The sequence below is a fragment of the Stenotrophomonas sp. YJH_SMC_36 genome, from assembly GCF_059369935.1.
In genome coordinates, this window is record NZ_JCAFTD010000002.1 from 158,376 (window position 1) to 183,114 (window position 24,739).

The window sequence follows — 24,739 nt, forward strand, 5'->3', positions numbered from 1 at the left end:
GACCGCTGGTAATGACGTTAGGCAGCGCACTTGCATGGGGTCGGATCCCTTTCGAAGGAAATGGATCCGACCCCAGCCGCCATATATCCCGCAGGCATCACCTCATGACCGCATGCCACGCGGCGGCATGCACCATCACCGGTAGCATCAGGCCATGCCCATCCACGCTGCCGATCCCGCCGCGCTGACCGTCGCCATCGTGGCCTGCCACGGCCAGGGCTTGTTCGAGTTCGGTTGTGCGGTGGGCCTGTTCGCACCGGTGCGTCCGGAACTGGGCGTGGCGTGGTACCGCACGCAGCTGTGCGCGGGCGAACCCGGTGCACTGCGCATGCTCGGCAATACGCAGGTGCAGTTGCCGCATGATCTCAACGCGGTGGACGATGCGGACATCATCGTCATTCCCGGTTGGCGCGAACCCAGTGAACGCCCGCCGCAGGCGTTGCTTGATGCGCTCGTCCGCGCCCACACGCGCGGCGCCCGCATCGCCTCGATCTGCTCGGGCGCCTTCGTGCTGGCCTGGGCCGGCCTGCTCGATGGCCGTCAGGCCACCACCCACTGGCGGCTCACCGAAACGCTTGCGCAGCAGTTCCCCCGCATCGGCGTGCGCGACGACGTGCTCTACGTCGACGCCGGCAGCATCATCACCTCGGCCGGTTCGGCCACCGGCATGGACATGATGCTGCACATGGTGCGCAAGGATTACGGCGCACGCGTGGCCAACCTCGTTGCCGAGCGCCTGGTGCTGGCGCCCTGGCGTGATGCCGGACGCAGCCAGCGCGTCAGCCGTGCCATTCCCAGCGGCGAGCCGACACGCCTGGCCAAGCTGATGGAATGGATGCGGCGCAACCTGCGCGAACCGCACTCGCTGGGCAGCCTGGCCGAACAGGCCGCGTTGAGCCAACGCACCCTGCAACGGCAGTTCCTCGACGCCACCGGCCTGTCACCCATCGACTGGCTGATCCGCGAGCGGGTGGCTTTCGCCCGCGAGCTGCTGGAAACCACCGACCGCCCCCTGCACTGGGTCGCCGACCAGGCCGGGTTCGGGTCGCAGGAATCGTTCCGCCGCCATTTCCGCGGGCTGGTCGATGCCAGCCCCACCGAGTACCGCAGCCTGCATCGGCAGGGCATCGCAGCCGATCGACTGGTCGGCTGCTGAGGGTAGGCCTGCGGCAACGTCCGCCTTTCCACTCCGCCATCGGACCGGCAAGATATCGCCATGTCCCGCAGGCCGATGGAACGGTGATGACTGAGCGCCCTTACAGGAACTACCGCTTCGGGATCGGCGTGTCGCTGGTGCTGGCAGCGTTCATCGCCACCCTCTCGCTCATCGCCGTGGCCACCCCCAATCTGGGCTGGGGCGTCGTGGCGCTGGCCACCCTTGCGATCTGGGTGGGTGTGCCGTTGCTGCTGGTGCTTCTGCTGGCGTGGCTGCGCTACATGGTACGGGACCGTGGCCAGGTGCCCGGCCGCGTGCACGCGGTGATGTTCGTGCCCACCGCTGCGGCCATGCTCATCGTTCCGCTGTGGCACTCCCTGCAGAACACCTGGGACAGCTTCGCCGGCGGCTCGCGTGCCGCCATCGCGGAACTGCACGTCAATCTCAGCGGGCAACCGCTGTGGCTGGACACCTCGCCGTATGCATCCACCGGCTCCGGCGCTGGCCCGGACCTGCCCATGCAGGGCGACACGCCCGAACGTTTCATCGCCTTCCACCGCTACCCCAACGCGCAGTCCGATGCAGACAGGGCATTCCCGTATGAAGACGGGCGCTTGAAGCGCTCGGTGGACCACTACCGCTACGCCACGCCCTCTGGAGATCGTGCCGTCACCGACGTGCCCCTGCTGCGCCGCCCCTATCCGGACCTTGCGCCCTTCAACGCGGCATGGAGACGCCCGGGCACGCCGGAACTGGTGCACCTCTATTACCACTACCGCGATCATGTGGAGGTCGCGCCCGCGCTCGCACGCCTCAGCGGCGCTACCGCAGAAGATCTGCAGCGCAGCCGCTTCGAAGGCCTGGTGCTGTTCAAGGTCCACAACTACGGCGGCGCGCCCATCGTGCGGATGGAGGTCAATGGCCTCACGCTGGACATCGGAGACGGCGCCATCGCCAACATCCCGACGCCGCCCGCGGACTGCACCGCCTACGGCTACCCGGACGGCGCCGCGCTGCTTCCGCTCGATCAGCCCCTGCAGGTCCGCTGGCAGACCAGCAGCGAGCCGATGCGCTGGCACAGCGCCCGCGTGCAGGTACCGGCGTTCCGCACGCCGCAGCCCATGGAGGGCCAGTCAACCCTGCAGCGCGTGCTGCTGTATGTGCTGCCTGATGACGCGCTGGCCGCCGAACGCTACGCGGAAACATTCGACCGCGATACGCGGCGCGGCATCCGCGCTACTGGCCTGCCCGCGGCGGCCGCTGCGGTGGCCACCTGCGGCAGCGCCTACGCCACCTATGGCGAAGACGCGCCGCCGCCGCTGGCAGACTGAGCAGCGTCGCCGCGGCGCCTGTTCTCAGCGGCGGCCACGCATCCGCCAGCACTGTGCGATGAAACCGAGCACGAACACCACGAAACACCCCAGCAAGGTCTGCAGCACGACCGGAGCCATCGGCGCGGCCGCAATCGGATGTGCCACCGGGATGCGGGTCAGCGTTTCATTCACGCCCGGCACCAGCGACAGCAGGAAGCTGAACGACAACGCGAAGGTGGACAGATACCGCGCCGCCCGCCCCAGGAAGCGCAGGCGCGCGGCCAGCACGCCGCCGAAAGCAACCAGCAGCACGATCACGCCAAAGGCGTGGCCGGGATTGAGTCCGCCCGTGCTGGACACGGTGAACGAGGTTGCCACCGACAGCACCAGGCCCAGCAGGTAGAGCTTGCCGGCACGCGTGGCCGGATCGATGGCGCGGTGGCGGACGAAGCCATAGAGACCGGCCACGATGGGAAGCAGGCTGACGGCAGTGTGGATGACGCCGAGGGCGGACAGCGGGTGTGGCATGGGAGTGCTCCGTTGGGATTAAACAAACCTACTAGTAGGTAGGCATGGTGGACAAAAAGAAGACCCGCGTTGCCGCAGGCCTTCCGCATACAGTTCTCAGGAGGCGCTCACCCGCGCGATCGCCAGCCGCGCCAGGGCCGCGAAGGTGGCCGCATCGCCAAACCCCCGCGCCGCCAGCATCGCACCATGCACGGACGCCATGAACGCCTTGGCTTCGTCGTCCGCCGGGCCCTGCAGGCGCAGCTGCCCCTGCGCAGCGCCCTTCTGCAGGGTGCGGGTCAGCCACTCGGTCAGGTCCTCGAAGTGGCCGCGCACCTCCTCGGCAATCTCCACCGGGATCATCGGTGCTTCCGCGGCCAGCATCGCGCAGATGCAGAACGACGCCGTTCCGCCGGCAATGCAGCTGGACCAGTAATCGACATAGGCGTTGAGCTCCAGCAGCGGATCACCCAGCTGCCGGTCCAGCAGCGCCAGTCCCTCGCGCGCCTCGGCCCGGTACAGCACCACCACCGTGCGCACCAGATCGGCCTTGCTGGGGAAGTGGTGATGGATGCTGGCCTTGCTGATGTTCACCCGCGCGGACACGTCCGCGTAGCTGAAACCGTTGTAACCACCGGCTTCCAGCAGGGAACGGGCCTGCGCCAGGATCTCCAGCGCCTTCGGGGACAGCGACTCTTTCATGGGCGTAAACCTACTAGTAGGTAGACAGGCCTGTCAACGGGCCGACCCGCGCCGTTCAGTGAGAGGACACATACAGCGCACCGGCTGGCGCGGGCGGCACCGCGAAGCTGCGCCGCATCCGCGCCACTTCCGCCGCCGGCGGCAGGCCGAACAGACGCTTGAACTCCCGGTTGAACTGCGACGGGCTGGCATACCCCACCGCCAGCGACGCCGCCTCGGCGGTCATCCCCTGGCGCAGCATCAGCAACCGCGCCTGGTGCAGGCGCGTGGACTTCACGTACTGCATGGGCGAAGTGCCGGTGATGTCACGGAAGTGATCGTGGAAGGTCGCCACGCTCATCCCCGCCTCCGCCGCCAGGCGTGCCACGTCCAGCGCCGTGGCATAGGCCACATGGATCTGCCGCAACGCCCGGCCGATGCTGCCAAAACGGCCGCGCATGGCCAGCGCCTCACGCATCGCAGCGCCCTGCGCGCCGGTCAGCACGCGGAAGTACACCTCGCGCACCAGCGCCGGGCCCAGCACTGCCGCTTCCCGCGTGTCGCCCAGCGCATGCAGCAGCCGTATCACCGTGGCCTGCATCGGCGGGTCCATCGGGCTGGCCATCATGCTGCGCGCGTGTGTCTGCCCCGGCGCCTCATGCGCGTCCAGCGCAAGCAACAGCTCCGCCGCCAGTTGCAGGTCCAGGTGCAGGTAGATCGCCAGCAACGGCGCCTCCGCCGACGCGTCGGTTTCCATGGTGAACGGCACCGGCACCGACACCGCCAGGTAGTGCTGCGCGTCGTACTGGTAGACCTGCCCGCCCAGGTAGCCGCGCTTGACGCCCTGGCAGACGATCACGATGCCCGGGTCGTACAGCACCGGCGTGCGCGCCAGCGGCCGGTTCGAGCGCAGCAGGCGTACGCCCGGCACGGCGGTGAGCGTGTAGCCCTCCTCCGGCGCCAACGCCTGCAGCAGCCCCACCATGCGCGCCTGCGCATCCTGCTGCACCGGATCATCGCCAGACCGCACCGCACACCTCAGAGGAATAGGCAAGATCGGCCGAAGCTTAGGCCTGTAGGGCATCCCCCACAAGCACTACTGTGCAAGCCCGCTTTCCATGAGGCCATCACCATGTCCCCCTCCCGTCTGCTGCTCATCACCGGCGTCAGCAGCGGCTTCGGCCGCGCCCTCGCCGAACAGGCCCTGCAGGCCGGCCACCGCGTGGTCGGTACCGTGCGCAACGAACCGGCCCGCCAGGCGTTTGAATCCCTCGCCCCCGGCCGCGCGTTCGGCCGCCTGCTGGACGTCACCGACCACGCCTCCATCGACGCGCTGGTCGATGCCATCGAAAACGGCATCGGCGCCATCGACGTGCTGGTCAACAACGCCGGCTATGGCCACGAAGGCATCCTCGAGGAATCCACGCTGGACGAACTGCGCCACCAGTTCGAGGTCAACGTGTTCGGCCCCGCCGCGCTCATCAAGGCCGTACTGCCGCACATGCGCGCGCGCCGCCGTGGCCACATCCTCAACATCACCTCGATGGGCGGCTTCATCACCCTGCCCGGCATCGCCTGGTACTGCGGCAGCAAGTTCGCACTGGAGGGCATCAGCGAGGTGCTGGGCCAGGAAGTGGCCGCGTTCGGCATCCACGTCACGGCCGTTGGGCCGGGATCGTTCCGCACCGATTGGGCCGGCCGTTCGATGGTGCGTGCACCGCGCAGTATTGAAGATTACGACGCCTTGTTCGACCCCATCCGCAGTACGCGCGAGGCCAAGAGCGGCCATCAGCTGGGCGATCCGGAAAAGGCGGCGCAGGCCATGCTGAGCATCATCGACAGCGACGCACCGCCCAGCCACCTGCTGCTGGGCAGCGATGCCGTGCAACGTGTGCGTGACAAGCTGCAGGCCATGTCCAGCCGCATCGACCAGTGGGAGGCCATAAGCCGATCCACCGACGGCGGTTGACATGCAGGCATTTACCTGCCTATTCTGTCCGCCATGGATGCAGACAAGGTGTTCAAGGCCCTGGCCGACCCCACGCGCAGGACGCTGCTGGACCTGCTCTGCGCAGACAACGGCCAGACGTTGGGCCAGCTGTGCGAACACCTGGACATGGCCCGGCAATCGGTCACCCAGCACCTGGGCCTGCTGGAAGACGCCAACCTCATCAGCACGGTGCGCCGTGGCCGCGAGAAGCTGCACTTCATCAACCCGGTGCCGCTGCATGACGTCTACGAGCGCTGGGTACGCAAGTTCGAGCAGCAGCGCCTGAGCCTGCTGCATGACCTGAAACGAGAACTGGAAGGAGAATGACGATGTCCGCAGCGTCCACCCGCTTCATCCACGTGATCTACATCGCTTCCACGCCACAGAAGGTGTTCGAGGCCATCACCCGGCCCGAGATCGCCCGCCGCTACTGGGGCCACGAGAACGTGTCGGACTGGAAACCCGGCTCGCGCTGGCAGCATGTGCGCGCCAATGAAACGCGCTCGGTCGAGCTGGTCGGCGAAGTGGTGGAAAGCACCCCACCCTCGCGACTGGTCATCACCTGGGCCGCGGCCTCGCAGGCCGACAACCCGGACAGCTACAGCCGCGTCACCTTCGAGATCGTGCCCTACCAGGACATGGTGCGGCTGACCGTCACCCACGACGATCTGGAACCCGGCAGCGGCATGGATACCGGCATCCGCCAGGGCTGGCCGATCGTGCTGTCCAGCCTGAAATCGTTGCTGGAGACCGGCAAGGGTCTGGACGTGTTTGCCAAGCCGAGCTGACGGGTGAGGTGTCTGGCCGCAGTCACTTCAACGCCGGGTCGATGACCGGAAGCAGCCCGAGATCCACCAGGCTCATCTCGACCTGGTTGGCCTGTTGCACGGCATGCGGGTCGGCAAGATCGAGTACGTCGGTGGCGAGGATGAGTGTTCCGTTGCCCCGTCGCTCAAGCTTTGCCGCAGCAGGAACCTGATCACGGGTGAGCGCCTCATCCACATATCCCATCCAGCCCAGGAACTCACGATGGGGAAACGGTGCTCGATGCAGGCTGTAAAGCAGTAGATCAGCACCCACACGCTGTTTCACGTTCGTCTGTATCAAACACACATCGGGCCGCTTGGACATCGCATCCAGAATCGTCCACAGCACGCGCGATGGCCGCTCGAAGACCACCTCCACATCGCTGATGCTGATCCGAATCGAGCCAAAGCTTGGAGAGATCGCCAGCCCAACCCGTCCGCGCGCCCTCCAGCTCGCCTCATCTCCCGCGTTCGTCAACAGCAGGCCGGGAGCGCCGGCATGCCGAAGCTCTGGAAACTCGGCATCGTCCGCTTCCATTCGGGCGATGATCCTCGATCGCTCTACGAATGACACGAAATGGTCCTTCGGCCCTTTCGGCATGCCCCACCATTGCCGGAAATCAGGCGTGAGCTCTCCAAGATTCTCGATCAATGCAGCCGAATAGGCGTATGCCTCTGAGAGAGACAGCCTCTGTGGGACGAACTTCACGGTCAAGGTAACGATCATCTCAAATGGCACCCAGCACGTAAGGGGTATGGCGCGCACTCTCAGTTGGAATCCCGGCTTCAATTCCAGCAATGAAAGCGACGACGTCCATGAAGTGCCACTCAAGCTTCCCTCTAGGCATTGCAGGGGCGACGAGCGCGGATTGCACTCTGTAACTTTTGAGCCAGGACTCAGTTACGGCAAACGTAAATGGCGTTGCATCACGGCCATATTCGTCGAAGAATTTTTCAAAGTTGGCCTTCGCTTCAACCACGGTACACCGATCTCGCCAGAAGCCATCAAACGAGGTACCTCCGTATAGCCATTCAAGGGTGGTGTACTCTCCGCCCTTGCCAAAGAACCCCTTTACGACTTCTACGCCAATGCTCACGATCTGGTCAGCACTATCGCCTCGGCGTACATAGCCAAACCGCTCCGGACCGGCAAACATGTTGGCGATCTGTAGCTGGTAGTCATAGTTGATGCGTGTGCTCAAGGTTATGTATCTCGGCGTCGGCGGCTGCCCCACTCGCCCATTCCCCAGCAAGCACTGATTGCACTCGCTGTGGTCTGGCACATCAGAGCAGTCTGCTTCTCGACTTCGGACGTCTGGCTTGTCCTTGACGGCGTCGTTCGCCGCGGTGGCCGCGGCTGCCGCTGCCGCCGCCGCAGCGGCTCTCTCGGCCAGCTTGCCTATGCCCCAACGAACAGGAACCGCAACCATCACTCCTCTCCCTTCGGCCACCGATGCAAGGCGGCCAAGGCGCCGAGCACATCAGCCGCCTTGGTGCTCGGATGCTCCGCGTGGCGAATCGCGATATCCACTTCAGCATTGCGATGAAGCTCACCACCACTGCCGACATCCGTTTTCGTCCAGGCAACGAGCACCGGAAGGTGGGTGATGCCCAACTCGTAGGCCGCGTAGGCATAACAGCGATCGGTTTCCGCAAGAAGTGCGGCGTCATCCATGCCAAGGACCCGTTCGGGCATGTCACGACGAATCTCGCCAGCAAGCTTGGGGAGGAAATCGAACAGATCAGGCAAGCGCAGCAACGCCTCCTGCCTGGCACTGAACGTCAGCATCAGCTTTTCTCCACAACGTCGCGATCCAGCTGCCACTGCTGCCCCTGCAGCCAGACTGACCACCGGAGGAATGGCGCCATGAACGCTCTCTTCTGTTCACGCGTCATGACGGTCCACACACGATACAAGGCGCGTCCATCCCAGAACCGGAACAGCGCCAAGCCTCCATCTGACAGCCGTACTTCCAGGCGGGCTTGAAGATGCTCGATGACGGCGCCAACCGGCTCGTCACTGGTCACCCAGCACACCCGTCCCGGACGCGCCTCAAGATTCAGCAGCCATCGGCGCACCCATCCATCGCCATTCAACTGGATCAGCCAAGGCCCAACATCGGCGCTGCTGGCTTCAGGCTGATGTTCAAAGAGCGGCCACGCAATGCCCGATGTGGCATAACCCCCCAGAACATTGGCAATCTGCGGGGACGCAGCGGCGTCAACAATGGCGTATTCCATATTCATCTCCGCAGGTAAGCGGCACCGCTCCTTGCCGCCGCCAGAAGGCATTCCCGGCAGACCGGCTCCTTTGGGGTCGAGTGCACCGTGAACTCGTCGGGCGGTGGCGCGGGAGCCGTGGCATCCCCTTCCGACGTGGCAGGTGCCAACGCACCAGCAGCCGCGATGTGGGCCGTCTGCTGGGCGCCCGCCAACAGGCTGCATCCGCAGGCCAGCCGATCGCCGTCGCGCGCAACCGGCTGCCCATCCACAATCCAGGAATCGTCCCCGGTCACGATCGGAAAGATGCCCTGATGCTTGGGGCATGTCGCGCGGTCGGACATACGTGCTACGGCGTGCCCGTTGATATCAGTAAACGCAGAGCCCGTGATAACGCGCCCTCCGCCACTGGTTGCATCCCCGACGACCACAATCAATCGACCCATATCAGTTCCACACGAAGCAGGCACCGACCTTTCCAGCCAGCTGCGCGAAGCTACCGAAGCCGATGACAGGACTTCCAGGCGCGAAACGGCGGCGATCTACCTGCAATCCCGCAAGTGGATGAGCCACAAGGAGAATTCTGGAATCGTGTAAACACAACCACCTCTCACATGCGGCAGAATGCGTCTCCAGTGAAGGGCGAACACGTCACCATGAGCGAGCAGCCGGCCTGATCGACCCAAAACGTCCGCAACAGGGGCCCCCCTAGCTCGCTCCCTCCCCCACCCCGCTCAACGCACACCTCCCCCCCCCCATGCACCCGCACCTGGAAAAGATCGGCGACACCACCCTCCTGCGCGTCCATGACCAAGGCCCCGTGCTGGATGCCAGCGGCCTGCGCGACCTCGTCGGCGACGCGCTGGGTCACGATGCCGAGTGGATCGTGGTTCCCGCGCAGCGCCTCTCGCCGGACTTCTTCGATCTGCGTTCGGGCGTGGCCGGGCAATGGGTGCAGATGCTGGTGAACTACCGCCTGCGTTTTGCCGTGCTGGGGGATGTCAGCGCCCACCGGGCGCGCAGCGAATCACTGGATGCGTGGATCACCGAGTGCAATCGCGGGCGCGAGGGCTGTTTCGTGGCCGACTGGGACGCGCTGCGGGCGCGGCTTGCGGCGCCGGCCCGCTAGCGCGCGGTCCAGCCCCCGTCCACCGGCAGCGCCGTGCCGGTCATCTGCGCCGCGGCGTCCGAAGCCAGAAAGACCACGGTCTGCCCCAGCTGCTCGGGGGTGACAAACTGCAACGAGGGCTGCTTTTCAGCCAGCAGCGCACGCGCGGCGGACTCTTGGTCGATGCCCTCGCGCTCGGCCAACGCGGTGATCTGCTGCTCGACCAGCGCCGTTCGCACCCAGCCCGGGCAGATTGCATTGGCGGTAATGCCGGTGCCCGCATTCTCCAGCGCGGTCACCTTGGTGAACCCCACCACGCCGTGCTTGGCCGCCACATAGGCCGACTTGTTCACCGAGCCCACCAGCCCATGCGCCGAGGCGATGTTGATGATGCGGCCGGCGCCCTGCTGCTTCATGTAGGGCAAGGCCGCCGCCGTGGCATGGAACACCGCCGAGAGATTCAGCGCCAGGATCGCGTCCCACTTCTCTACGGGAAATTCCTCGATCAATGCGGTGTGCTGGATGCCCGCGTTGTTCACCAGGATGTCGATGCGGCCCATCCTCGCGACGGCGTTGGCGATCATGTTCCGTACGGCCTCGCCCCGGGACAGATCGGCGCCGTCATGCGCCACGCGCACACCGAACTCCGCTTCGAGGTTGGCACGGAGGCTCTCGATCTGCGCCGCATCGCCGAAGCCGTTCAGCACGATGTCGGCGCCCTGTCGCGCCAACGCCGTGGCGATGCCAAGGCCAATACCACTGGTGGAACCGGTGACCACCGCGACCTTTCCGTTCAACATGGGCGAGCTTCCATCACGTGCAGGGGGCCAGTGTAGCTCCGCAACTGCACGCCACGCGTGGATGCGCCCCTCTCGGCAGGAATTCATATTGGCTCTATAGTCGGCGCCATCCACCCAAGGATGGCTCGATGAACCCCAGCAAGGCCCTGCTGCCGGCGGCCCTCGCCGCACTGCTCGCTCCTTCCCTCAGCCAAGCCGCATCGCCCGAGCAGCTGGCAACGCCGCTCACCACTGGCAGTGTGCGCCTGGATATCGCCAGTGGCCGCGTGGAGGGCGATGCATGCCTGTCCAATCGCCCCGCCGACGCACAGGGCCACTTCGTGCTCAATGCCGGTCTGAACGTCGCACGGGTCACCGATGACGAGGGCAAGCCGGTCGGATTCGATGGCTGGTACGACCCGGGCGTGGATGGCGAGGCGCGCGTCTACACTCTGGCCGAGCCCACGGCCACGCTCTGCGTGCAGTACGTGGGCGCGTTCCCGCTGTACCCGAAGCACGATGCCATGGGCGACTTCAAAGGCATGATGGCCTTCAACGGCGACAGCGCCCGTTTTACCGAGCAGTCTGCATGGCTGCCTCAGGCGTTCGACCCCAAGGCCCGCGTGCGCGGCAGCGAAAGCCGCTACGACCTGCAGGTGGACTGCCGCGGCTGCCGCTTCCTGTACCTCAATGGCAGCCCCGCCATCGAAGGCACGCAGGGCCGCTTTCGCAGCGACAACGCGCGGCCCATCCTGCTGTTCGGTGGCAGCGGCCCGATCACCCACACCGCGCAGGTCACCCTCCTCAACGAGAGCCTGCCCACGCCCAAGGTCGACGCGCTGTCCCGCGTCGTGCAGCAGGTGGCCGACGTGCACGCGCGCTACATGGGCGTGCCGCTGGCCGACCGCCCCACCTTCCTGCGCATGGTCACGCTCAACCAGGCCGAGCGCGACCGCGACGGCAGCGAATGGGGCTTTGCCACCTGGCCGACCATCGCCATGAGCGGCAGCATCGGCAACGTGGCCGATTCGCTGCTGGCCGGCGGTGAACAGGCCGAACGGCGCGTGCAGTACATCGCGCACGAAATGGGCCATTACTACTTCGGCACGCTCAACCGCCCGCAGGGGCCGTACTACTGGGTGCTGCTGGAATCCAGCGCCGAATTCCTGTCGATCAAGGCGCTGCGTCAGATCAGTGGTGACGCTGCGGCGGACCACTATGTTGCAAGGTTGCAGGCCACCGTCGATGCGCTCGATACGCCGCTGCCGGCGCTTGATGCCGTCGATGGCCACTCGGACCTGGGCGAGATGTATCGCTACGTCTATGGTCCGTTGCTGCTACTTTCGCTGGAAAAGCAGGTGGGTGAGGCGAAGATGCAGGCCTTCATGCGCGGGCTGCTGGCCGCGCCTTCACCGAAAGACTGGGCGGAGCTGCAGGCCATTGCACTGAAGGCCAGTATCGATGCCGAGGCCTGGCAGCACTGGCAGGCCAGCTGTGTGGCAGGGGGCAGGCCGAGGTGCCAGTAGATCCGCACCATGTGTGGACGGCCCTACCCCATCGCCCCATCACTTCCAGTGATCCGGCCCCAGAAACGGCAGGCTCAACACAAACACCGGAACCGCCACAGGAATCAAAGCGGCGCCCAGCACCTTGCCCGCCGCTGACCCCGCGCCCGGAGCGTCCTCCCTCTGCGGCAAGATGCGCTCGGCGCGCGCGTTGATCGGCTGTGCCAGCGTCGCCTTCTCCGCCAGCGCCGCGGCGTCCGGCAACTGCACGCGTTCGCCATCGCCCTCGAACAACGCGCTGTAATAGCTGCCACCCTTCTTTGAAAGGTCGCAGGCGCGATCAAAGGCCAGCGAATAACGGCTCCGCTCCAGCGGCAGGTAATAGCGCGCGCGCTCATCGACCACCTTGGCTTCGCGCGGTGTAACGTCAATCCGTTCCAGCCTGAACTGCGCTGCGTGTTGCGGCGTCACCTGCTCCGGCCGCAGCAGCAGCGCGTAGCTGCCATGCACCTTGGCCTTGTTGGCCGGGTCGCGCCAATCCTCGTGGAAGTACATCTGCGCGCACGCCACCGCCTCGCGCAGCGGGCTGTCCATCAAGGCGCGGTAGTCACGGAACGGCGCCGCGTCGAAGCGCATCGGTTCGTCGTAGCGCGGCAGCAGGTACAGCTGGCCATCGTCGGCCACGAAGGCACCGGTGATCTCGCGGCTTGAGGTGTGCTGCTCCGGGCCGCTGGCGCACCCGGACAGCAGGCCCAGGCACAAGGCGGAAAGAATGAAGAATGACGTACGCATGTCGTGTCGAGGGCTTCCCTTGGAAACGGCCTCGCCAGAATGCGCGAGGCCAATCCGCCATGGTGCCACGCCGGCCATCACACGCCCAATCAACCGGCTCACTTCAACCGTTCAAGCAGCCGCTGCCCCACTTCCAGCGCCGAGGCCGGGTTCTGCCCGGTAATCAGCTCGCGGTCCACCACCACATGGCCGGTCCACGGCGTGGTGTTGCTGCTGAACGTCGCACCCGCCCGCTGCAACGCGGTCTGCGGGTAGAACTTCATCTCGCCGCCGCCCAGCAGCGGCTTGGCCTGTTCTTCTTCCTGGTTGCTGATCACCGTCATCCGGTAGCCGCTGTAGATCCACTTCGGCGTGGCCGGCGTCGCACCCGCGTCCAGCTTTGCCACAAAACCCGCTGCATCCGGCAGTGTGGACAGCAGCGCGATCGGCCCGTGGCAGACCAGCGCGGTGGTCTTGCTGCGCTGGTGGAAGTCGGCCAGCAGCCGGCCCAGCGCCGGGCTCTTCAGCAGGTCCTGCATCGGCGCGTGGCCGCCGGGAATGTAGACGGCATCGAAGCGCGCGTAACCCTGCTGCTCGATGCGCGCCAGGCTGACCACCGGCGAGGCCGTCGGCGAGGTCAGCGCCAGTTTCTCCAGCAGGTCCTTGTGCAGCGTCAGCTGCGCGGCATCGTTGCCGAAGTACGCGGGCGTCACCGAGGACGCATCCACCGTCGGCGCCCGCCCCTGCGGCGTGGCGAAGGTCACCTCGTGGCCGGCGTCCAGCAGCAGCTTGACCGGCTGCATCAGCTCATTGAGATAGAAGCCGGTGGACAGCACCTTGCCGTCCTTCAGGTCCAGGTGGTTTTCGTCGGACAGCACCACCAGTACGTTGGCGGCGTGGGCACCGCTGGCGGCCAGAGTCAGGGCCAGCGCTGCGGCCAATCGGGTCATCAGGTTCATGGGGGAACTCCTGTTCGGGGAATGGCCGACACTTTATTCATCGCCCCAGCGGCGATAAATTGGCGCCATCGCAAAACATCTGTTCCCCGGAGAGCCAAATGAGCCGCAAGTTCGACTACCTGGGCGATGTGGAGGTGTTCCTGGCGGTGGTGGAGCACGGCTCGTTCACGGCGGGCGCGGTGGCGCTGTCCACCACGCCGTCGGTATTGAGCCGCGCGGTCACCCGCCTGGAAGCGCGTCTGGGCCGGCAGCTGCTGCAACGGACCACCCGCCGCGTGGGCCTGACCGACGCCGGGCGGCTCTATCGGGAACAGGTGCGCACCGCCTTTGGCCTGCTGGACGACGCCGAGCGCGACGTACAGGGCCAAGACGGCGCGCTGGCAGGCCGCGTGCGCCTGAGCGTGCCGACCACCTATGGCCACTACCGGCTGCCGCCCGTGCTGGCGCGCTTTGCGCAGCAGTACCCGCAGGTGCAGGTGGAACTGAACATCACCAACCGCAATGTGGACCTGGTGGCCGAAGGCTTCGACCTGGCCATCCGCCTGGGCCAGTTGCCGGACAGCGGGCTGGTGGCACGCAAACTGGAAGACGCGCCGCTGCTGCTGGTGGCCGCGCCGGGCTACCTGCAACGCCGTGGCACGCCGCAGACGCTGGACGACCTGCAACAGCACCTGTGCCTGCCCTTCGTGATGCCGCGCACCGGGCGGCTGGCGCCGTGGATCTTCCGCGACGAGGGGCGCGACGTGGACTGGCTGCCGCGTTCGTCCATCGAGACCTCCGACGATGTGCTGGGTGTGGTGTCGCTGGCCGAACAGGGCATCGGCATCTGCCAGAGCTACGAGTTCATCGTGCGCGAGCGGTTGCGGCGCGGGCAGCTGGTGGAAGTGCTGCCGCAGCTGCGGGGCCGGTCACGGCCGTTCTCGGTGATCTATGCGCCGCATCGGCGGCAGTCGGCGGCGGCGCGGGCGATGATCGAGTTGCTGGTGGGGAATGCGGGCGCGGTTGAGGATGGTGTTCGTTGAAGAGCGCTGCCTGCTGGCGGTGTCGTGATTGAACCGATTCTTGAGGTGCGCGGGTGATCTGCCAGCGTCGCCATCCGATTTTGAGACGACAAGGGTGTTAAGAAGGCTGTCGCGCTATTCGCTTGTGGCGCGGGCGATTACGCCAGTTTGATTCGCAATCAGCAGCCCGACTGCGCGAATGCGTCTGGCGATGTCGCGTGCTGCACTAATGGTGCGTGCCACAATAGTTCATCGCTCTCGATTCCTGCGATTTCTTCGGGAATTTCTATTGGCATTCGGAGCGACGGCGTAAACACCATGGCGCGCCACCGACAACGGGTGGCCGGGTCTGCAAACCCGAAGAATGCGACGTCTGTTGTTTGCGCTTGCCCGTCGGCACCGGCCCTAGTCGGTGCCGGCGGGCAATCCGTCGGCCTTTATGGCGGGCGGTGCGTGGGGGTCTTCGAGCCCGCCGGTCTATGACGTCGCTTCATCCGGTTTGCAGCCACGCATCGTCCGCCACCCCGTTTACGCGGTGGCGCTGTCAAGCACAGCCAGGAAACCGACGCCATGAACGATTCCGAGAACTTCTCCTCGTATACATCCGTTGAGCCCATCAACGACGACACCCCACCGCCCGACCTCAACTCCCTGATCGGCATCCTCAAGCGCATCCGCCGCTGCGAAGGCGCTGACGGGTTGCCTTGGCCGGAGAACGATGTGTCGCCTGGACGGCGAGTCAGCCTCGCGAGGAGCGAGCGCGCGATGGTGGGGGCGCTGACCGTGCTGGAGGTGCTGCACGCCGCGGATCGCTGCCGGGTGGCTGCTGACCCGGAGCGGCATTTGGATGAAGGGGTGGTGGATGGGTTGTTTCTGGCTTGCCGGGGGTTGCTTGAGTGGGCTTGTCGGGAGGTTAGGCCGGAGTGATTGGCTTGATGAATCTTGGCTCGGCATAGCCTTCCTTGTGCAGCTGAGAGTGTCCGATTTCTGTGTCCGGGCAATGGGAGTTCTAGCCAGCTATCACGGACGGTTGTAAGAGAGCTGCGAAATTCTGATCTTACCTAGTGACCCTCGCCGCATTCTTGAATTGTGGGGTCGCACGAGGTGGTCAAACACCTCCGCTCGTGCTGCACCCAGTGCGGGGTGGCTTGTTTCCCTGTAGATCCGCTCACGCTTGAGCAGCCCTTGCATAGCCTTCCTCATCAGTACGCGCAATGCCGCTATGAAGCTCTGACTGGGTGGTCTGCACCAGCGGCAGGAGGACCACCCGTCAGAGCGCTGAGCGATGCCCTCCGCACCCAGGATAACGCAGCACGACAAATCATCCGCCGAGAGCTTGGGCAAGTACGGTCGTAAATCACCATCATTCATCTCGGACGATGAACGACCTGGCATCCGCTACTTCACCACCTCCATCAGCTTGCTGAAACTGTCCACAACGTCGTACTTGACGTTCTCCGGGGCGTAGCGGCGGTTCATCTCATCGAAGAACTTGCGGGCGCACTGGATCTTGGTCTTTTCGATCTCACGCAGGTCCATCGACGACATGGAGCCCTTGGTCTCCGCCACAAAATAGACGTGCTTAACAACGCCTTCCTTGAAGCTGATCGCCCAATCCGGGTTGTAGTCGCCCACGGGTGTGGGGATTAGGAAACCGCGTGGCAATTTGGCATAGACCACCACTTCACTTGCTGTGTCCAGCTCTTTCACGAACTCCCGCTCTACCTTCGAATCCGTCAGCACATAGTCGTAGATGTGTCGCTGAAGCTTGTCACCGGCCTTGCTGAAGTCCTGCTTGGTCTGCCCGGCGGTAAAAATGTCGAGGTCGAACTTGTCCTCGACGGGATCGTAGGCCAGGTGTTCGATGATGACCGTGGCCTTTTGTTCGTTGATGAGTCGCGTGGCCTCGGCGATAAAACTTTCCGGGTTGGTCTTGAACTGTGCAAAAACCGCGACGTTAATACCCTTGAGGATTTCCGCCACCATGCGACGAGTCAATTGAGTACCTTCGGCTAGCTTGCCGATCAGGTCGTACCTGACCGCTGAATGGATCGACTGATTATTGTATTCGGTCTTTGTCTCGGAAACTTTGAAACCATCTCCACGCTTCAGCACCTCGTCAGTCACCTGGTCGATCTGTTCGCCGGCCTGGATGGTGTATTGCAGCGGGGTCACGCGCAGAGCTGCGTCCAACTCCTTGACCACCTTTTGCACCAACTCGTCCGAGTCGAAATCGACACTGTAGGCCGCCTTGCGATTGATGCGGTTCCACAGCGCCTTGAACTCCTGTTTGTCGAAGTTGGCGTTGAGCGGGTTCTTCTTGGGTTTGCGGTCGTCGTCGATGTCAGGCAATTGGCTAGCACTGAACACACTGTCGATAAGCTGGTACACCTGCGCCGCGTGCGGCTTCAGTTCGTCTGGCAGATCGGCCAGCGTTCCTGCCTTCTTGGCATCGTGATACGCACCCGCGATCCGGTCTGAATCGTCTGTGTAGTCGTTCTTAACCAGATAACGGTAGATTTGCTTCGCCAGTTGCGGCGTAACCGGTACGTCGCCGGCCGCCGTTTTCAGCACCTTGCCAGTGAAATATTCCTCGTTTGCCACGCGTGGACGTTCCGACAGAGAATCGCTGATGTCCTTCTGCAGCGCGACCACAAAGTCCTTGAAGCTCTCGCTGGCGACCACGGTCAGCACGTTCACGTCGTGCACGGTTGCCGGATGATCCATCCGGTCGCCTGTCTGGTTGACGGACAGCCGCAAGCCACGCCCCACCTCTTGTCGACGTGTGACCTCGTTGTTGTAGTCGGGATGCTTCAAGAAGCAGATCACGAACACATTCGGGTTGTCCCAGCCTTCACGCAGGGCCGAGTGCGAAAAAATGAAACGCACCGGCTCGGCAAGCGACAACAAGCGCTCCTTGTCCTTCAAGATCAGGTCGTAGGCATCCACATCGTCCGACAGACCTTTGTTTTCACCCGTCTTTGCAATGCTCGGATCAACGTCGCGCTTGCTCTTCTTGTCGACGGAGAAGTATCCGCTGTGGGTCTTGTCCGCCGAAATGCCCTTCAGATACTTGACGTAGGCCGTCTCGTTCAGGTCGAGCATCTCGTTCAGGTACTGCGTGTACTCCTCTTCAAAGATGCGGGCGTATTCGCCTTTTTCGTCCGCCTGCGCGTAGTCGCGGTACTTGGCCACCTCATCGATGAAGAACAGGGTCAGCACCTTCACATCTTGCTGGAACAGCGCCTGTTCCTTGTCGAAGTGCGCCTTGATGGCTTCCCGAATCTGGATGCGGCGCAGCGCAGCCTCGGTTACGTCGCCAGTGGCGTCGCCGACCGTCAGCTCAACGCCATTGGTAAAGCTCAGGGTGTCGGTGTTGGCGTTGATGTCTGCCACCACGTAGTCGCGGTATTGATCCAGCCCGCCCGACAGATCGAACAGGTTGTCGCCCTTGCCGAGCTTTCTCACCACGCGCTTGATGTTGCCGCCCGCCAGCTTCTGCTCGAACTCGACGCGCGCCTCGGGCGGCTTCTTGCTCGAAATTTCGATGGATTGCAGGTACAGATAGCCTGCCGTGCCCGCCAGTCCCTTCACCGCGATGCCGCGCACGGCGATTTTCTTCACCAGCTTCTGATTGTAGGCGTCCAGCGCATCGAGGCGGTGAATCTTGTTGTGGGTGGTCTTGTGGGTGGCCGAATAGCGCAGCACCATCAGTGCCTTGAACGCTTCCAGGGAATCCAGCGTTTTCTTGCCTTCCATCTTCTGCGGCTCATCCAGTATCAGGACCGGGCGGTTGGCGCTGATAACGTCGATGGGGCGGCGGGACTGGAAGTCGTCCAGTTCCTCGTAGATGCGGCGATTGTCTTTGCCAGTGGCATTGAAGGCCTGCACGTTGATGACCATCACATTGATGCCCGCGTCCGACGAGAAGCTCTCCAAGTGGTGCAGTTGCTTGGAGTTGTAGATGAAGAAACGTGCCTTCTTCTGATAGCTCTCCAGGAAATGTTCAGCGGTAATCGCCAGCGACTTGGCCACGCCCTCGCGGATGGCGATACTGGGCACCACGATGATGAACTTGCTCCAGCCGTACAGCTTGTTCAGCTCGAAGATGGTCTTGATGTAGCAGTAAGTCTTGCCAGTGCCGGTCTCCATCTCGATGTCGAGATTGACCTTGGCCACCTTGGTTTTGACCAGCGCATCAGACAGCGGCAGGTTCTGGGCTCGTTGCACGGCGTGGACGTTGTCCAGCAGAACCAGCTCCGACAGGGTGAGGTCGGCGTTGCGGAAAGCCGCCTCCTGCTCTGCCGCTGCCTCTGGCGCGGCCTCCAGCGCCAGCGCACCTTGCGGGCTGGCCGGTGCCGCCTTGCGGCTGCCGGGATCAAGACGATAGCGAATGCCGCCGTGCTGCGGCACCTGCCCATTGAAACAGTCCACCACGGCCTGTACGGCGGCAGTCTGGTAGGCCTGCGTTTTGAACTTCAGCTTCATCGCAGTCCCCTCAAATACTCTTCACTTCGGTGGATGGCGACAAGAGCTTGAAGATCTGCTCCACGTTGATCTTAACGGCGCTGTCTTTGAACCCCGCATCGCGGAACACCACGCGCAGCGGCTTGTGCGTGGCCAGTTCCTTGACGAAGTCTTCGTCCACGCCGCCATGCGCGTCGAAGCAGGCGGCCAGTGCACCGCCATCCACGAAGAATACATCCTTGCCCTGGATGGACCTCTTCTCGATGGGCAGGGCGAGGTCAACGCCCCAGTCCAGCATCACCTGGAACAGCAGGTCTTCCGCCGTGCGGTCAGGCTTGATGTTGTCGACAGCGTAGATCAGGTCAACCTGGCGAACTCCATCGGGAACATAATGGATATCAGCCATATTTGATGTTTCGATCTTCAAGGAACGAAAGCCAACGTCGACACCTCTTTCTGGAAATTTCAAGTTCGAAAGAATGGATATCCCGGCCTTACGTATACGTTCGCGAGATAGCTCGGCGATCGATGCATACCCTTCTTTTGCAGCATCTGACTTAGGATCTGGCGTTTCAGCAAATTGCACCATAATAAAGCGGCGGTTTCCCTCGTCTTCGGCATTCGCCTCCATCACGGCTTGAGCTGTAGTACCCGAACCTGCGAATAGATCAAGAACAATCCCGCCCCTATTGTTATCTGCCCACTTCATCAATTGCTTTATCAAGCGAACTGGCTTCTTGCCATTCGCGAATGCAATGCCACCCTCTTTAGCAACATTCCCCATGTCTTGATGAAAGCCCTTCCAAAGATCTCCGCGAATAACAGTTCTTCCGAATCGCGGCCGGTAGTCATCTGACATACGATAATTCAATGCAAGAGGAATTAAGGCCCTGAGCGTGCCATTCTCAAGTGTAGTGAGAAAATAAGTGCGATGATCTGTTTCAAATGGCTCCCATAGACCCGGTTGAATTACCTTTCCTGCAGCTGAAACAGGAGGTCTATCGACGCTCGCAATTCTTCTGAGATTTTCAGAAATAAAGGTTCTTACCGCTTCTGAGACGGCCAACAGTTTGTCGATGTTCTTGAGACTAAATCTTCCCCGCTCTACAAGCCCATAACGGCGGATATCCTCGCCAACCCGGCTATCCGAAAGTAGTTGCTCCGCGAGGCTACCCAGAGTCCCATCATCATTTAGCCAAATTGAATAATGAGTATCGTAGGCATCAATACCATCCAAGAGTGGCTTATGGGGCCTCTCGTCAAACTCAACCGATTTTCTATATACATGAACGAATTCCACATTCTTCACAATTGTGCCCTGCTGGGCATTAACCGTCTTGGGACCAGATGTCGTCGACATCTCAACTGCAATTGTGTCGATGAAATTTCCTTCACCAAACACCTCATCCAAAAGGTGCTTGAGATTCGCAGACTCATTGTCGTCGATTGAAACAAAGATAACCCCATCCTCGGCAAGCAGATTCCTCGCCAATTTCAGTCGAGGATAGATCATTGTCAGCCAATCAGAGTGAAACCGACCATTCGTTGCAGCATTAGCGATGAGGCGATTACCTCCCTCGTCCACCTGATTGGAGCGGCGCAAATAGCCCACCGCATCTTCGGAAAAATCATCCTCGTAAATGAAATCACTTCCTGTGTTGTACGGCGGGTCGATGTAAATCATCTTCACTTTTCCTAAATACGTCTCCTGCAACAGCTTCAACGCATCTAGGTTGTCGCCTTCGATGAACAGGTTCTTCGTGGTATCGAAGTCCACGCTCTCGCTGCGCACCGGGCGCAGGGTCTTTGCAATCGGCGCATTGGCCATGAGCAGCGCCTCGCGCTTGCCCGGCCAGTTCAGGTGATACCGCTCCTGTGGCCCCTCCACCAACGAAACCGAAAGCTCCTGCCGCAACTGGTCGAAATCCACCGCCAGCTTCACACTACCGTCCTCGCCTCGCGCCTCGGTCACGCAGCTGGGAAACAAGTCGCGGATGCGCGCGATGTTGTCTTCGGTCAGGTTGGGCGAGTGCATTTTTAACTTATCCACGAATAACAGCCTCTTGAATTTTTTTGCTCTATGTGCGGGCCAACGGAGTTTAGTTACGGACACGCAAGAGCGGAACCCTGGCATCGAGCCGTGCTTTCACCTGGGTATAGAGTTTAGCCAAAAGATTCTCCTTGTCACGTAGGCTGACCAAAAGCGAATAACCTTCTTCGCTGTCGCACAGGCTCTCCCCCCACGGAAAGTCATTGCGCGTGACCACCACAAACAGCTTTTTTGTTCGTAATGCCGAATCTTTCTGGAACTGTTTGAACCACCAAAAATCGGCCTGAACAGTCCCTTTGCTACGAGCCACCTGGCCGACGGTTGCGCCTGCCAGTTCCTGGATGCTTTGGTAATCTTCCTTTTTAGTCGCCTTGTTAAACATGGTCGTGACATGTTCAAGGTCACGAGCGGCGACCAGCCTGAAGTCAATACGTGTAGCACGGTACTTGATGCGCGTTGAGCGCACAGGCGGCATATAGGCCAGCGCAACGGCGATTTCCCGTAGGCGTTTTTTGCCTCCGCTGGTAAATTCCGGCGGAATGGGTATTTCGTAGAAATGATGCCGCTTGTTCTCGATCTTGCCATCCGTAATCAGCGTGACGGCGCTTTCCAGCGAGCGATGCAGGGCGGCTTCATCCACCTGCCCATAACCACATGCACGTTTAAGTGCCTTATGCTGATCCACCAGTTGTTGGCTGGCATCTGGCAGCACAGCATTCAAGCAGAGTTGGGCACGCACGAAGTTGGCAGTGGCATCTGGGTGTTCATGAAGCACAGAGGCGGCCAGATGCGCTACTTGGGGGGCAGCCATGCTGGTGCCAACATCCACCATAAAAGGATGACCGCCCGCAAACTGGTAACTGGTTGATACCACACCCAATCCAGCGGTTCTGTCCAGTAATGCGTAGTTGGCCCGTGTATTGATTGCCCAATTTCCACCATACGCCATCAGCTCCGGCTTGATAGCGCCATCGACAGAATGGCCGCTACGAGTGAATGGCGATGGCTGGTCCGGCTGTGCAATCGGTAGTTCTGCAGGGTCCGCAGAATGGTACTGGCTGTTGAAGGTTTGGTTGTGGCGCGCCAGACTACCAACCGTCAGCACATTCAATGCCGGTGCTGGTTCGATGAGTCGCCAGGCATCACTCAGAAGATAGCCTGGATACTGATCACGCCATTCCAAACCATCGGGAGAATCTTCATTGATTCGATGATTTCCAGAGGACACCACAAACAGCACACCCAATTCCCGCGATAGAGTATCCAACGTCACCGACAAGCCTTTCAGATGTCCGCCCAGGTAGGGCTTGTTGGCATCCCCGAAAGACAGGTTGAACACTTTACAACCATGCTCCTTTACAAAATAGCGAACGGCTTCTTCTATCTGATTCTCCACAAATCCCGTGGTGTTCTCATTATGTTTGTCGAGAATCCGGCCGCTGTACAAGCGCAAAGTTGGCACAAAAGTGCCGGCACGCAGATGTTTTTCAAAGTCGCCGTAAAGCGCCAAGCCGGCAACATGCGTGCCGTGCCCATTTTCATCGTGTGGCCCTTCACTCGGCAAGAAACTCTTGGCCTCGCCGACAGCGGCTTTCAGCAGAGGGTGGCCGTCGGCAATGCCACTATCAAGCACTACCACGCCCGGCGCTTGCGCTGAAGGAGCTTGGATATCAGGAATCTTATGAATACTCTGAAAGACGACCGATCGCTCCAGCGCAAAGTTGGGCGGCAAGTCAATGGATCGGACATCCCGATGATGAAGCAGCTTGTCCGCATGTACGGCTGTGCCGCGCACGCGGTAAAGTGTCAGCTCTGGCTTCTTGATCTGATCCAACTTCTCGATACCTTGTTCTGCCAGCCAGCTTTCAAACGCTTGCCAGGCTTGCTGCCTCGCCTGATGACTGTCTTCCAGCGGCCATAGCTCAACATCCAGCATGAACTCATCCCGATCCGGGAAGCCTTGCTGCTTCAGCGCCCAGCCTTTTCGATTTTCAGCACTCCAGCCATCCACGCTTTGCAGGGCATAGATCACTTCTTTATTGGTAACCTGTTCACCCGCCGCCATACTGGCAAGGCGAGCTTCAAACTGCGCCAATGCGGCATTGGTGGCGAAGCCGATAACGACGGTTTCTTCTTCCTGGCTGACAAACTCGATTTCGGTGGAAATCTTTCTCAGGTCATCCGGGTTGAATCCTTTCTGCACCGTAAAGCGGAAAAGCTTGCGCTCATCAAAGCCACCTACATCTTCACTTGCTTCTTCTTTGGCATTGACCAACTTGGTCAGCAGTCCGCGCCCATGCCCACGAACATCCGCTGGCGGTGGCGGCGGCATGTAGGTTCCAGAGCGCTTTTCATTGACTGGTGCTTCTCGTTGTATGTTCAGATGCGGAAAGTTCTCCTCCATGACGACTTAGCTCCCTTGTATACGTGCCCTGCGGGCATCTTCACGACGAATGGCGGATTGCAGATGCCGTTCACTGAGAAATTCTTTTCCTGTCAACACCATATCTTTGGCTGCCCGACGCAGAACGCGCTCCACATCAGCATGACTCATACCTTTGAACAGGCTCGTAATGCGAGCGTCCTCAATCTCGAATTCACGGCGTAATCCACGCAGCTTGATGGTCAACAGCCGTCGCAACTGCTCCAGATTGGGCGATTCAAAGACCAATACCTCATCAAAACGGCGCCAGATGGCGGCATCGAGAATACGCTCATGGTTGGTGGCGGAAACTAGGATGCTTTTACCTTCATAAGCATCCAGCATTTGGAGGAAGGCATTCACCACGCGCTTCAATTCGCCATGCTCGGCAGTATCGGCACGCTCCTTGGCCAACGCATCGAACTCGTCGAACAATACAACCATCGGCACGGTGGCTATAAAGTCAAAGACTTGCCTCAGATTGGCTGCCGTTTCCCCAAGAAGAGAAGACACTACGCTATCAATACGGACTATAGCCAGCGGCAAGCCCAACTCACTGGCCAGTACCTCAGCCGTTAACGTTTTCCCGCATCCGGGTGGGCCACAAAACAACAGGCGATCTGCGGGATACAGACCATAGCTTTGCAGCGCGTCCGCTCGATGGTGTTCTTGCAGCAACTCATTCAGCAAAGACGTATTTTCATCCGACAAGACGACGTCTTCCATGCGCCGGACTGCCTCTTTGATCTGTAAGAGAGGCAGGTTGCGCTCTTTATCTTTAGGTATGCGATCACTCAGCAACGAGTTGGCTGACCCACCAGCATTACGGCGACCGTAGAGAATTCTCTCCAGGTCATTCGCCAGCAAATGGTGATTCTTGGTGCGCTCCTCCTGAATCAACTGTTCGGAAACACGCTTGAAGGCATCCTGATTGCCTTCAGTTCCAGTTTTAATAAGTTGTCTAAGCAGCTTGGCTGTGGCCATGATCTTTCTCCTTTCCCAGA

The 24,739-nt window shown here is 61.7% G+C and carries 24 protein-coding genes and 1 pseudogene; 9 read left to right on the forward strand and 16 right to left on the reverse strand.

Annotated features, from left to right (window positions below; all coding sequences use genetic code 11):
• Window positions 1-154: 154 nt before the first annotated feature.
• Together AC5P76_RS03925 and AC5P76_RS03930 are read left to right on the forward strand one after the other, a co-directional pair.
• A complete protein-coding gene (locus tag AC5P76_RS03925) occupies window positions 155-1,156 on the forward strand; it encodes a helix-turn-helix domain-containing protein (protein ID WP_253118786.1) in 1,002 nt (333 codons plus the stop codon).
• Window positions 1,157-1,242: 86 nt separating this feature from the next.
• Window positions 1,243-2,487, forward strand: a complete 1,245-nt coding sequence (locus tag AC5P76_RS03930) for a hypothetical protein (protein ID WP_253118787.1) — start codon at window positions 1,243-1,245, stop codon at window positions 2,485-2,487.
• Window positions 2,488-2,511: 24 nt separating this feature from the next.
• Here AC5P76_RS03930 and AC5P76_RS03935 read toward each other — a convergent pair whose 3' ends face one another.
• The 3 genes from AC5P76_RS03935 to AC5P76_RS03945 all read right to left on the reverse strand — a co-directional run bounded on the left by AC5P76_RS03935 (window position 2,512) and on the right by AC5P76_RS03945 (window position 4,687).
• Window positions 2,512-2,997 carry a hypothetical protein gene (locus tag AC5P76_RS03935; RefSeq protein WP_053517571.1) on the reverse strand — a complete coding sequence of 162 codons (486 nt, stop codon included), beginning with the start codon at window positions 2,995-2,997 and terminating at the stop codon, window positions 2,512-2,514.
• 96 nt (window positions 2,998-3,093) lie between these two features.
• Window positions 3,094-3,678, reverse strand: coding sequence for a TetR/AcrR family transcriptional regulator (locus AC5P76_RS03940; protein WP_065175556.1), 585 nt, complete (start codon window positions 3,676-3,678; stop codon window positions 3,094-3,096).
• Window positions 3,679-3,733: 55 nt separating this feature from the next.
• Complete coding sequence (locus tag AC5P76_RS03945) at window positions 3,734-4,687, reverse strand: AraC family transcriptional regulator (RefSeq protein WP_231107720.1); 954 nt, start codon at window positions 4,685-4,687, stop codon at window positions 3,734-3,736.
• A 102-nt stretch (window positions 4,688-4,789) separates the two neighbouring features.
• Between AC5P76_RS03945 and AC5P76_RS03950 the strand changes: the two genes are divergently transcribed.
• The 3 genes from AC5P76_RS03950 to AC5P76_RS03960 are packed head-to-tail and all read left to right on the forward strand — an operon-like array spanning window position 4,790 to window position 6,435.
• Window positions 4,790-5,626, forward strand: coding sequence for an oxidoreductase (locus AC5P76_RS03950; RefSeq protein ID WP_253118788.1), 837 nt, complete (start codon window positions 4,790-4,792; stop codon window positions 5,624-5,626).
• A 33-nt stretch (window positions 5,627-5,659) separates the two neighbouring features.
• Window positions 5,660-5,974 (forward strand): ArsR/SmtB family transcription factor, encoded by a 315-nt coding sequence (locus tag AC5P76_RS03955; protein ID WP_053517574.1) that lies wholly within the window; start codon window positions 5,660-5,662, stop codon window positions 5,972-5,974.
• A 2-nt stretch (window positions 5,975-5,976) separates the two neighbouring features.
• A complete protein-coding gene (locus tag AC5P76_RS03960) occupies window positions 5,977-6,435 on the forward strand; it encodes an SRPBCC family protein (protein ID WP_053517575.1) in 459 nt (152 codons plus the stop codon).
• 22 nt (window positions 6,436-6,457) lie between these two features.
• On the opposite strand, the gene AC5P76_RS03965 is transcribed toward AC5P76_RS03960, so the two are convergent.
• From AC5P76_RS03965 to AC5P76_RS03985, 5 genes are read right to left on the reverse strand one after another with little or no spacing between them, the layout of a single operon-like run.
• Window positions 6,458-7,168 (reverse strand): Imm52 family immunity protein, encoded by a 711-nt coding sequence (locus AC5P76_RS03965; protein WP_180875926.1) that lies wholly within the window; start codon window positions 7,166-7,168, stop codon window positions 6,458-6,460.
• A 13-nt stretch (window positions 7,169-7,181) separates the two neighbouring features.
• Entirely contained in the window at window positions 7,182-7,883 is a 702-nt protein-coding gene (locus AC5P76_RS03970) for a Tox-REase-5 domain-containing protein (protein ID WP_065181358.1), read from the reverse strand.
• Window positions 7,883-8,242, reverse strand: coding sequence for a hypothetical protein (locus AC5P76_RS03975; protein ID WP_053517578.1), 360 nt, complete (start codon window positions 8,240-8,242; stop codon window positions 7,883-7,885). Before AC5P76_RS03975 ends, AC5P76_RS03970 begins: the two co-directional genes overlap by 1 nt.
• Window positions 8,242-8,694: a DUF4123 domain-containing protein gene (locus tag AC5P76_RS03980; RefSeq protein WP_053517579.1), complete on the reverse strand. Its 453-nt coding sequence runs from the start codon at window positions 8,692-8,694 to the stop codon at window positions 8,242-8,244. The genes AC5P76_RS03975 and AC5P76_RS03980 overlap by 1 nt, the downstream gene beginning before the upstream one ends.
• Window positions 8,695-8,696: 2 nt before the next feature.
• The gene (locus tag AC5P76_RS03985; protein WP_180875923.1) at window positions 8,697-9,119 is read right to left on the reverse strand and encodes a PAAR domain-containing protein; all 423 of its coding nucleotides are present in this window, start codon (window positions 9,117-9,119) and stop codon (window positions 8,697-8,699) included.
• Window positions 9,120-9,430: 311 nt separating this feature from the next.
• On the opposite strand from AC5P76_RS03985, the gene AC5P76_RS03990 reads away from it, so the two are divergent.
• A complete protein-coding gene (locus AC5P76_RS03990) occupies window positions 9,431-9,802 on the forward strand; it encodes a DUF4180 domain-containing protein (RefSeq protein ID WP_053517581.1) in 372 nt (123 codons plus the stop codon).
• On the opposite strand, the gene AC5P76_RS03995 is transcribed toward AC5P76_RS03990, so the two are convergent.
• A complete protein-coding gene (locus AC5P76_RS03995) occupies window positions 9,799-10,581 on the reverse strand; it encodes a 3-hydroxybutyrate dehydrogenase (RefSeq protein ID WP_495222667.1) in 783 nt (260 codons plus the stop codon). The two genes, AC5P76_RS03990 and AC5P76_RS03995, sit on opposite strands and share 4 nt — an antisense overlap.
• Window positions 10,582-10,709: 128 nt before the next feature.
• On the opposite strand from AC5P76_RS03995, the gene AC5P76_RS04000 reads away from it, so the two are divergent.
• Window positions 10,710-12,086, forward strand: coding sequence for a M1 aminopeptidase family protein (locus tag AC5P76_RS04000; protein ID WP_253118790.1), 1,377 nt, complete (start codon window positions 10,710-10,712; stop codon window positions 12,084-12,086).
• Between the two features lie 39 nt (window positions 12,087-12,125).
• Here the strand turns inward: AC5P76_RS04000 and AC5P76_RS04005 are convergent, their stop codons facing one another.
• A complete protein-coding gene (locus tag AC5P76_RS04005; protein WP_495222668.1) occupies window positions 12,126-12,857 on the reverse strand; it encodes a hypothetical protein in 732 nt (243 codons plus the stop codon).
• Window positions 12,858-12,955: 98 nt separating this feature from the next.
• Entirely contained in the window at window positions 12,956-13,795 is an 840-nt protein-coding gene (locus tag AC5P76_RS04010; protein WP_495222669.1) for a type 1 glutamine amidotransferase domain-containing protein, read from the reverse strand.
• Window positions 13,796-13,893: 98 nt separating this feature from the next.
• Between AC5P76_RS04010 and AC5P76_RS04015 the strand changes: the two genes are divergently transcribed.
• Together AC5P76_RS04015 and AC5P76_RS04020 are read left to right on the forward strand one after the other, a co-directional pair.
• Complete coding sequence (locus AC5P76_RS04015; protein WP_495222670.1) at window positions 13,894-14,817, forward strand: LysR family transcriptional regulator; 924 nt, start codon at window positions 13,894-13,896, stop codon at window positions 14,815-14,817.
• Between the two features lie 549 nt (window positions 14,818-15,366).
• A complete protein-coding gene (locus AC5P76_RS04020; RefSeq protein ID WP_065181349.1) occupies window positions 15,367-15,723 on the forward strand; it encodes a hypothetical protein in 357 nt (118 codons plus the stop codon).
• An 82-nt stretch (window positions 15,724-15,805) separates the two neighbouring features.
• Here the strand turns inward: AC5P76_RS04020 and AC5P76_RS04025 are convergent.
• The 5 genes and pseudogenes from AC5P76_RS04025 to AC5P76_RS04045 form a co-directional block, all read right to left on the reverse strand.
• A pseudogene (locus tag AC5P76_RS04025) lies at window positions 15,806-15,981 on the reverse strand (IS3 family transposase); the annotation flags it as partial.
• Window positions 15,982-16,194: 213 nt separating this feature from the next.
• Window positions 16,195-19,284, reverse strand: coding sequence for a type III restriction-modification system endonuclease (locus AC5P76_RS04030; RefSeq protein WP_495222671.1), 3,090 nt, complete (start codon window positions 19,282-19,284; stop codon window positions 16,195-16,197).
• A gap of 10 nt (window positions 19,285-19,294) precedes the next feature.
• Window positions 19,295-21,313, reverse strand: coding sequence for a site-specific DNA-methyltransferase (locus AC5P76_RS04035; protein WP_495222672.1), 2,019 nt, complete (start codon window positions 21,311-21,313; stop codon window positions 19,295-19,297).
• Window positions 21,314-21,362: 49 nt separating this feature from the next.
• Entirely contained in the window at window positions 21,363-23,717 is a 2,355-nt protein-coding gene (locus AC5P76_RS04040; protein WP_495222673.1) for a S8 family peptidase, read from the reverse strand.
• A gap of 6 nt (window positions 23,718-23,723) precedes the next feature.
• Window positions 23,724-24,719, reverse strand: a complete 996-nt coding sequence (locus AC5P76_RS04045; RefSeq protein ID WP_495222674.1) for an AAA family ATPase — start codon at window positions 24,717-24,719, stop codon at window positions 23,724-23,726.
• Window positions 24,720-24,739: the final 20 nt, after the last annotated feature.

Bases quoted from the DNA above. Each gene is read 5' to 3' on its own strand.
- AC5P76_RS03925 (WP_253118786.1), top strand. From the start codon at position 155: ATGCCCATCCACGCTGCCGATCCCGCCGCGCTGACCGTCGCCATCGTG.
- AC5P76_RS03930 (WP_253118787.1), top strand. From the start codon at position 1,243: ATGACTGAGCGCCCTTACAGGAACTACCGCTTCGGGATCGGCGTGTCG.
- AC5P76_RS03935 (WP_053517571.1), bottom strand. From the start codon at position 2,997: ATGCCACACCCGCTGTCCGCCCTCGGCGTCATCCACACTGCCGTCAGC.
- AC5P76_RS03940 (WP_065175556.1), bottom strand. From the start codon at position 3,678: ATGAAAGAGTCGCTGTCCCCGAAGGCGCTGGAGATCCTGGCGCAGGCC.
- AC5P76_RS03950 (WP_253118788.1), top strand. From the start codon at position 4,790: ATGTCCCCCTCCCGTCTGCTGCTCATCACCGGCGTCAGCAGCGGCTTC.
- AC5P76_RS03955 (WP_053517574.1), top strand. From the start codon at position 5,660: ATGGATGCAGACAAGGTGTTCAAGGCCCTGGCCGACCCCACGCGCAGG.
- AC5P76_RS03960 (WP_053517575.1), top strand. From the start codon at position 5,977: ATGTCCGCAGCGTCCACCCGCTTCATCCACGTGATCTACATCGCTTCC.
- AC5P76_RS03970 (WP_065181358.1), bottom strand. From the start codon at position 7,883: ATGGTTGCGGTTCCTGTTCGTTGGGGCATAGGCAAGCTGGCCGAGAGA.
- AC5P76_RS03975 (WP_053517578.1), bottom strand. From the start codon at position 8,242: ATGCTGACGTTCAGTGCCAGGCAGGAGGCGTTGCTGCGCTTGCCTGAT.
- AC5P76_RS03980 (WP_053517579.1), bottom strand. From the start codon at position 8,694: ATGGAATACGCCATTGTTGACGCCGCTGCGTCCCCGCAGATTGCCAAT.
- AC5P76_RS03985 (WP_180875923.1), bottom strand. From the start codon at position 9,119: ATGGGTCGATTGATTGTGGTCGTCGGGGATGCAACCAGTGGCGGAGGG.
- AC5P76_RS03990 (WP_053517581.1), top strand. From the start codon at position 9,431: ATGCACCCGCACCTGGAAAAGATCGGCGACACCACCCTCCTGCGCGTC.
- AC5P76_RS03995 (WP_495222667.1), bottom strand. From the start codon at position 10,581: ATGTTGAACGGAAAGGTCGCGGTGGTCACCGGTTCCACCAGTGGTATT.
- AC5P76_RS04000 (WP_253118790.1), top strand. From the start codon at position 10,710: ATGAACCCCAGCAAGGCCCTGCTGCCGGCGGCCCTCGCCGCACTGCTC.
- AC5P76_RS04005 (WP_495222668.1), bottom strand. From the start codon at position 12,857: ATGCGTACGTCATTCTTCATTCTTTCCGCCTTGTGCCTGGGCCTGCTG.
- AC5P76_RS04010 (WP_495222669.1), bottom strand. From the start codon at position 13,795: ATGAACCTGATGACCCGATTGGCCGCAGCGCTGGCCCTGACTCTGGCC.
- AC5P76_RS04015 (WP_495222670.1), top strand. From the start codon at position 13,894: ATGAGCCGCAAGTTCGACTACCTGGGCGATGTGGAGGTGTTCCTGGCG.
- AC5P76_RS04020 (WP_065181349.1), top strand. From the start codon at position 15,367: ATGAACGATTCCGAGAACTTCTCCTCGTATACATCCGTTGAGCCCATC.
- AC5P76_RS04030 (WP_495222671.1), bottom strand. From the start codon at position 19,284: ATGAAGCTGAAGTTCAAAACGCAGGCCTACCAGACTGCCGCCGTACAG.
- AC5P76_RS04040 (WP_495222673.1), bottom strand. From the start codon at position 23,717: ATGGAGGAGAACTTTCCGCATCTGAACATACAACGAGAAGCACCAGTC.
- AC5P76_RS04045 (WP_495222674.1), bottom strand. From the start codon at position 24,719: ATGGCCACAGCCAAGCTGCTTAGACAACTTATTAAAACTGGAACTGAA.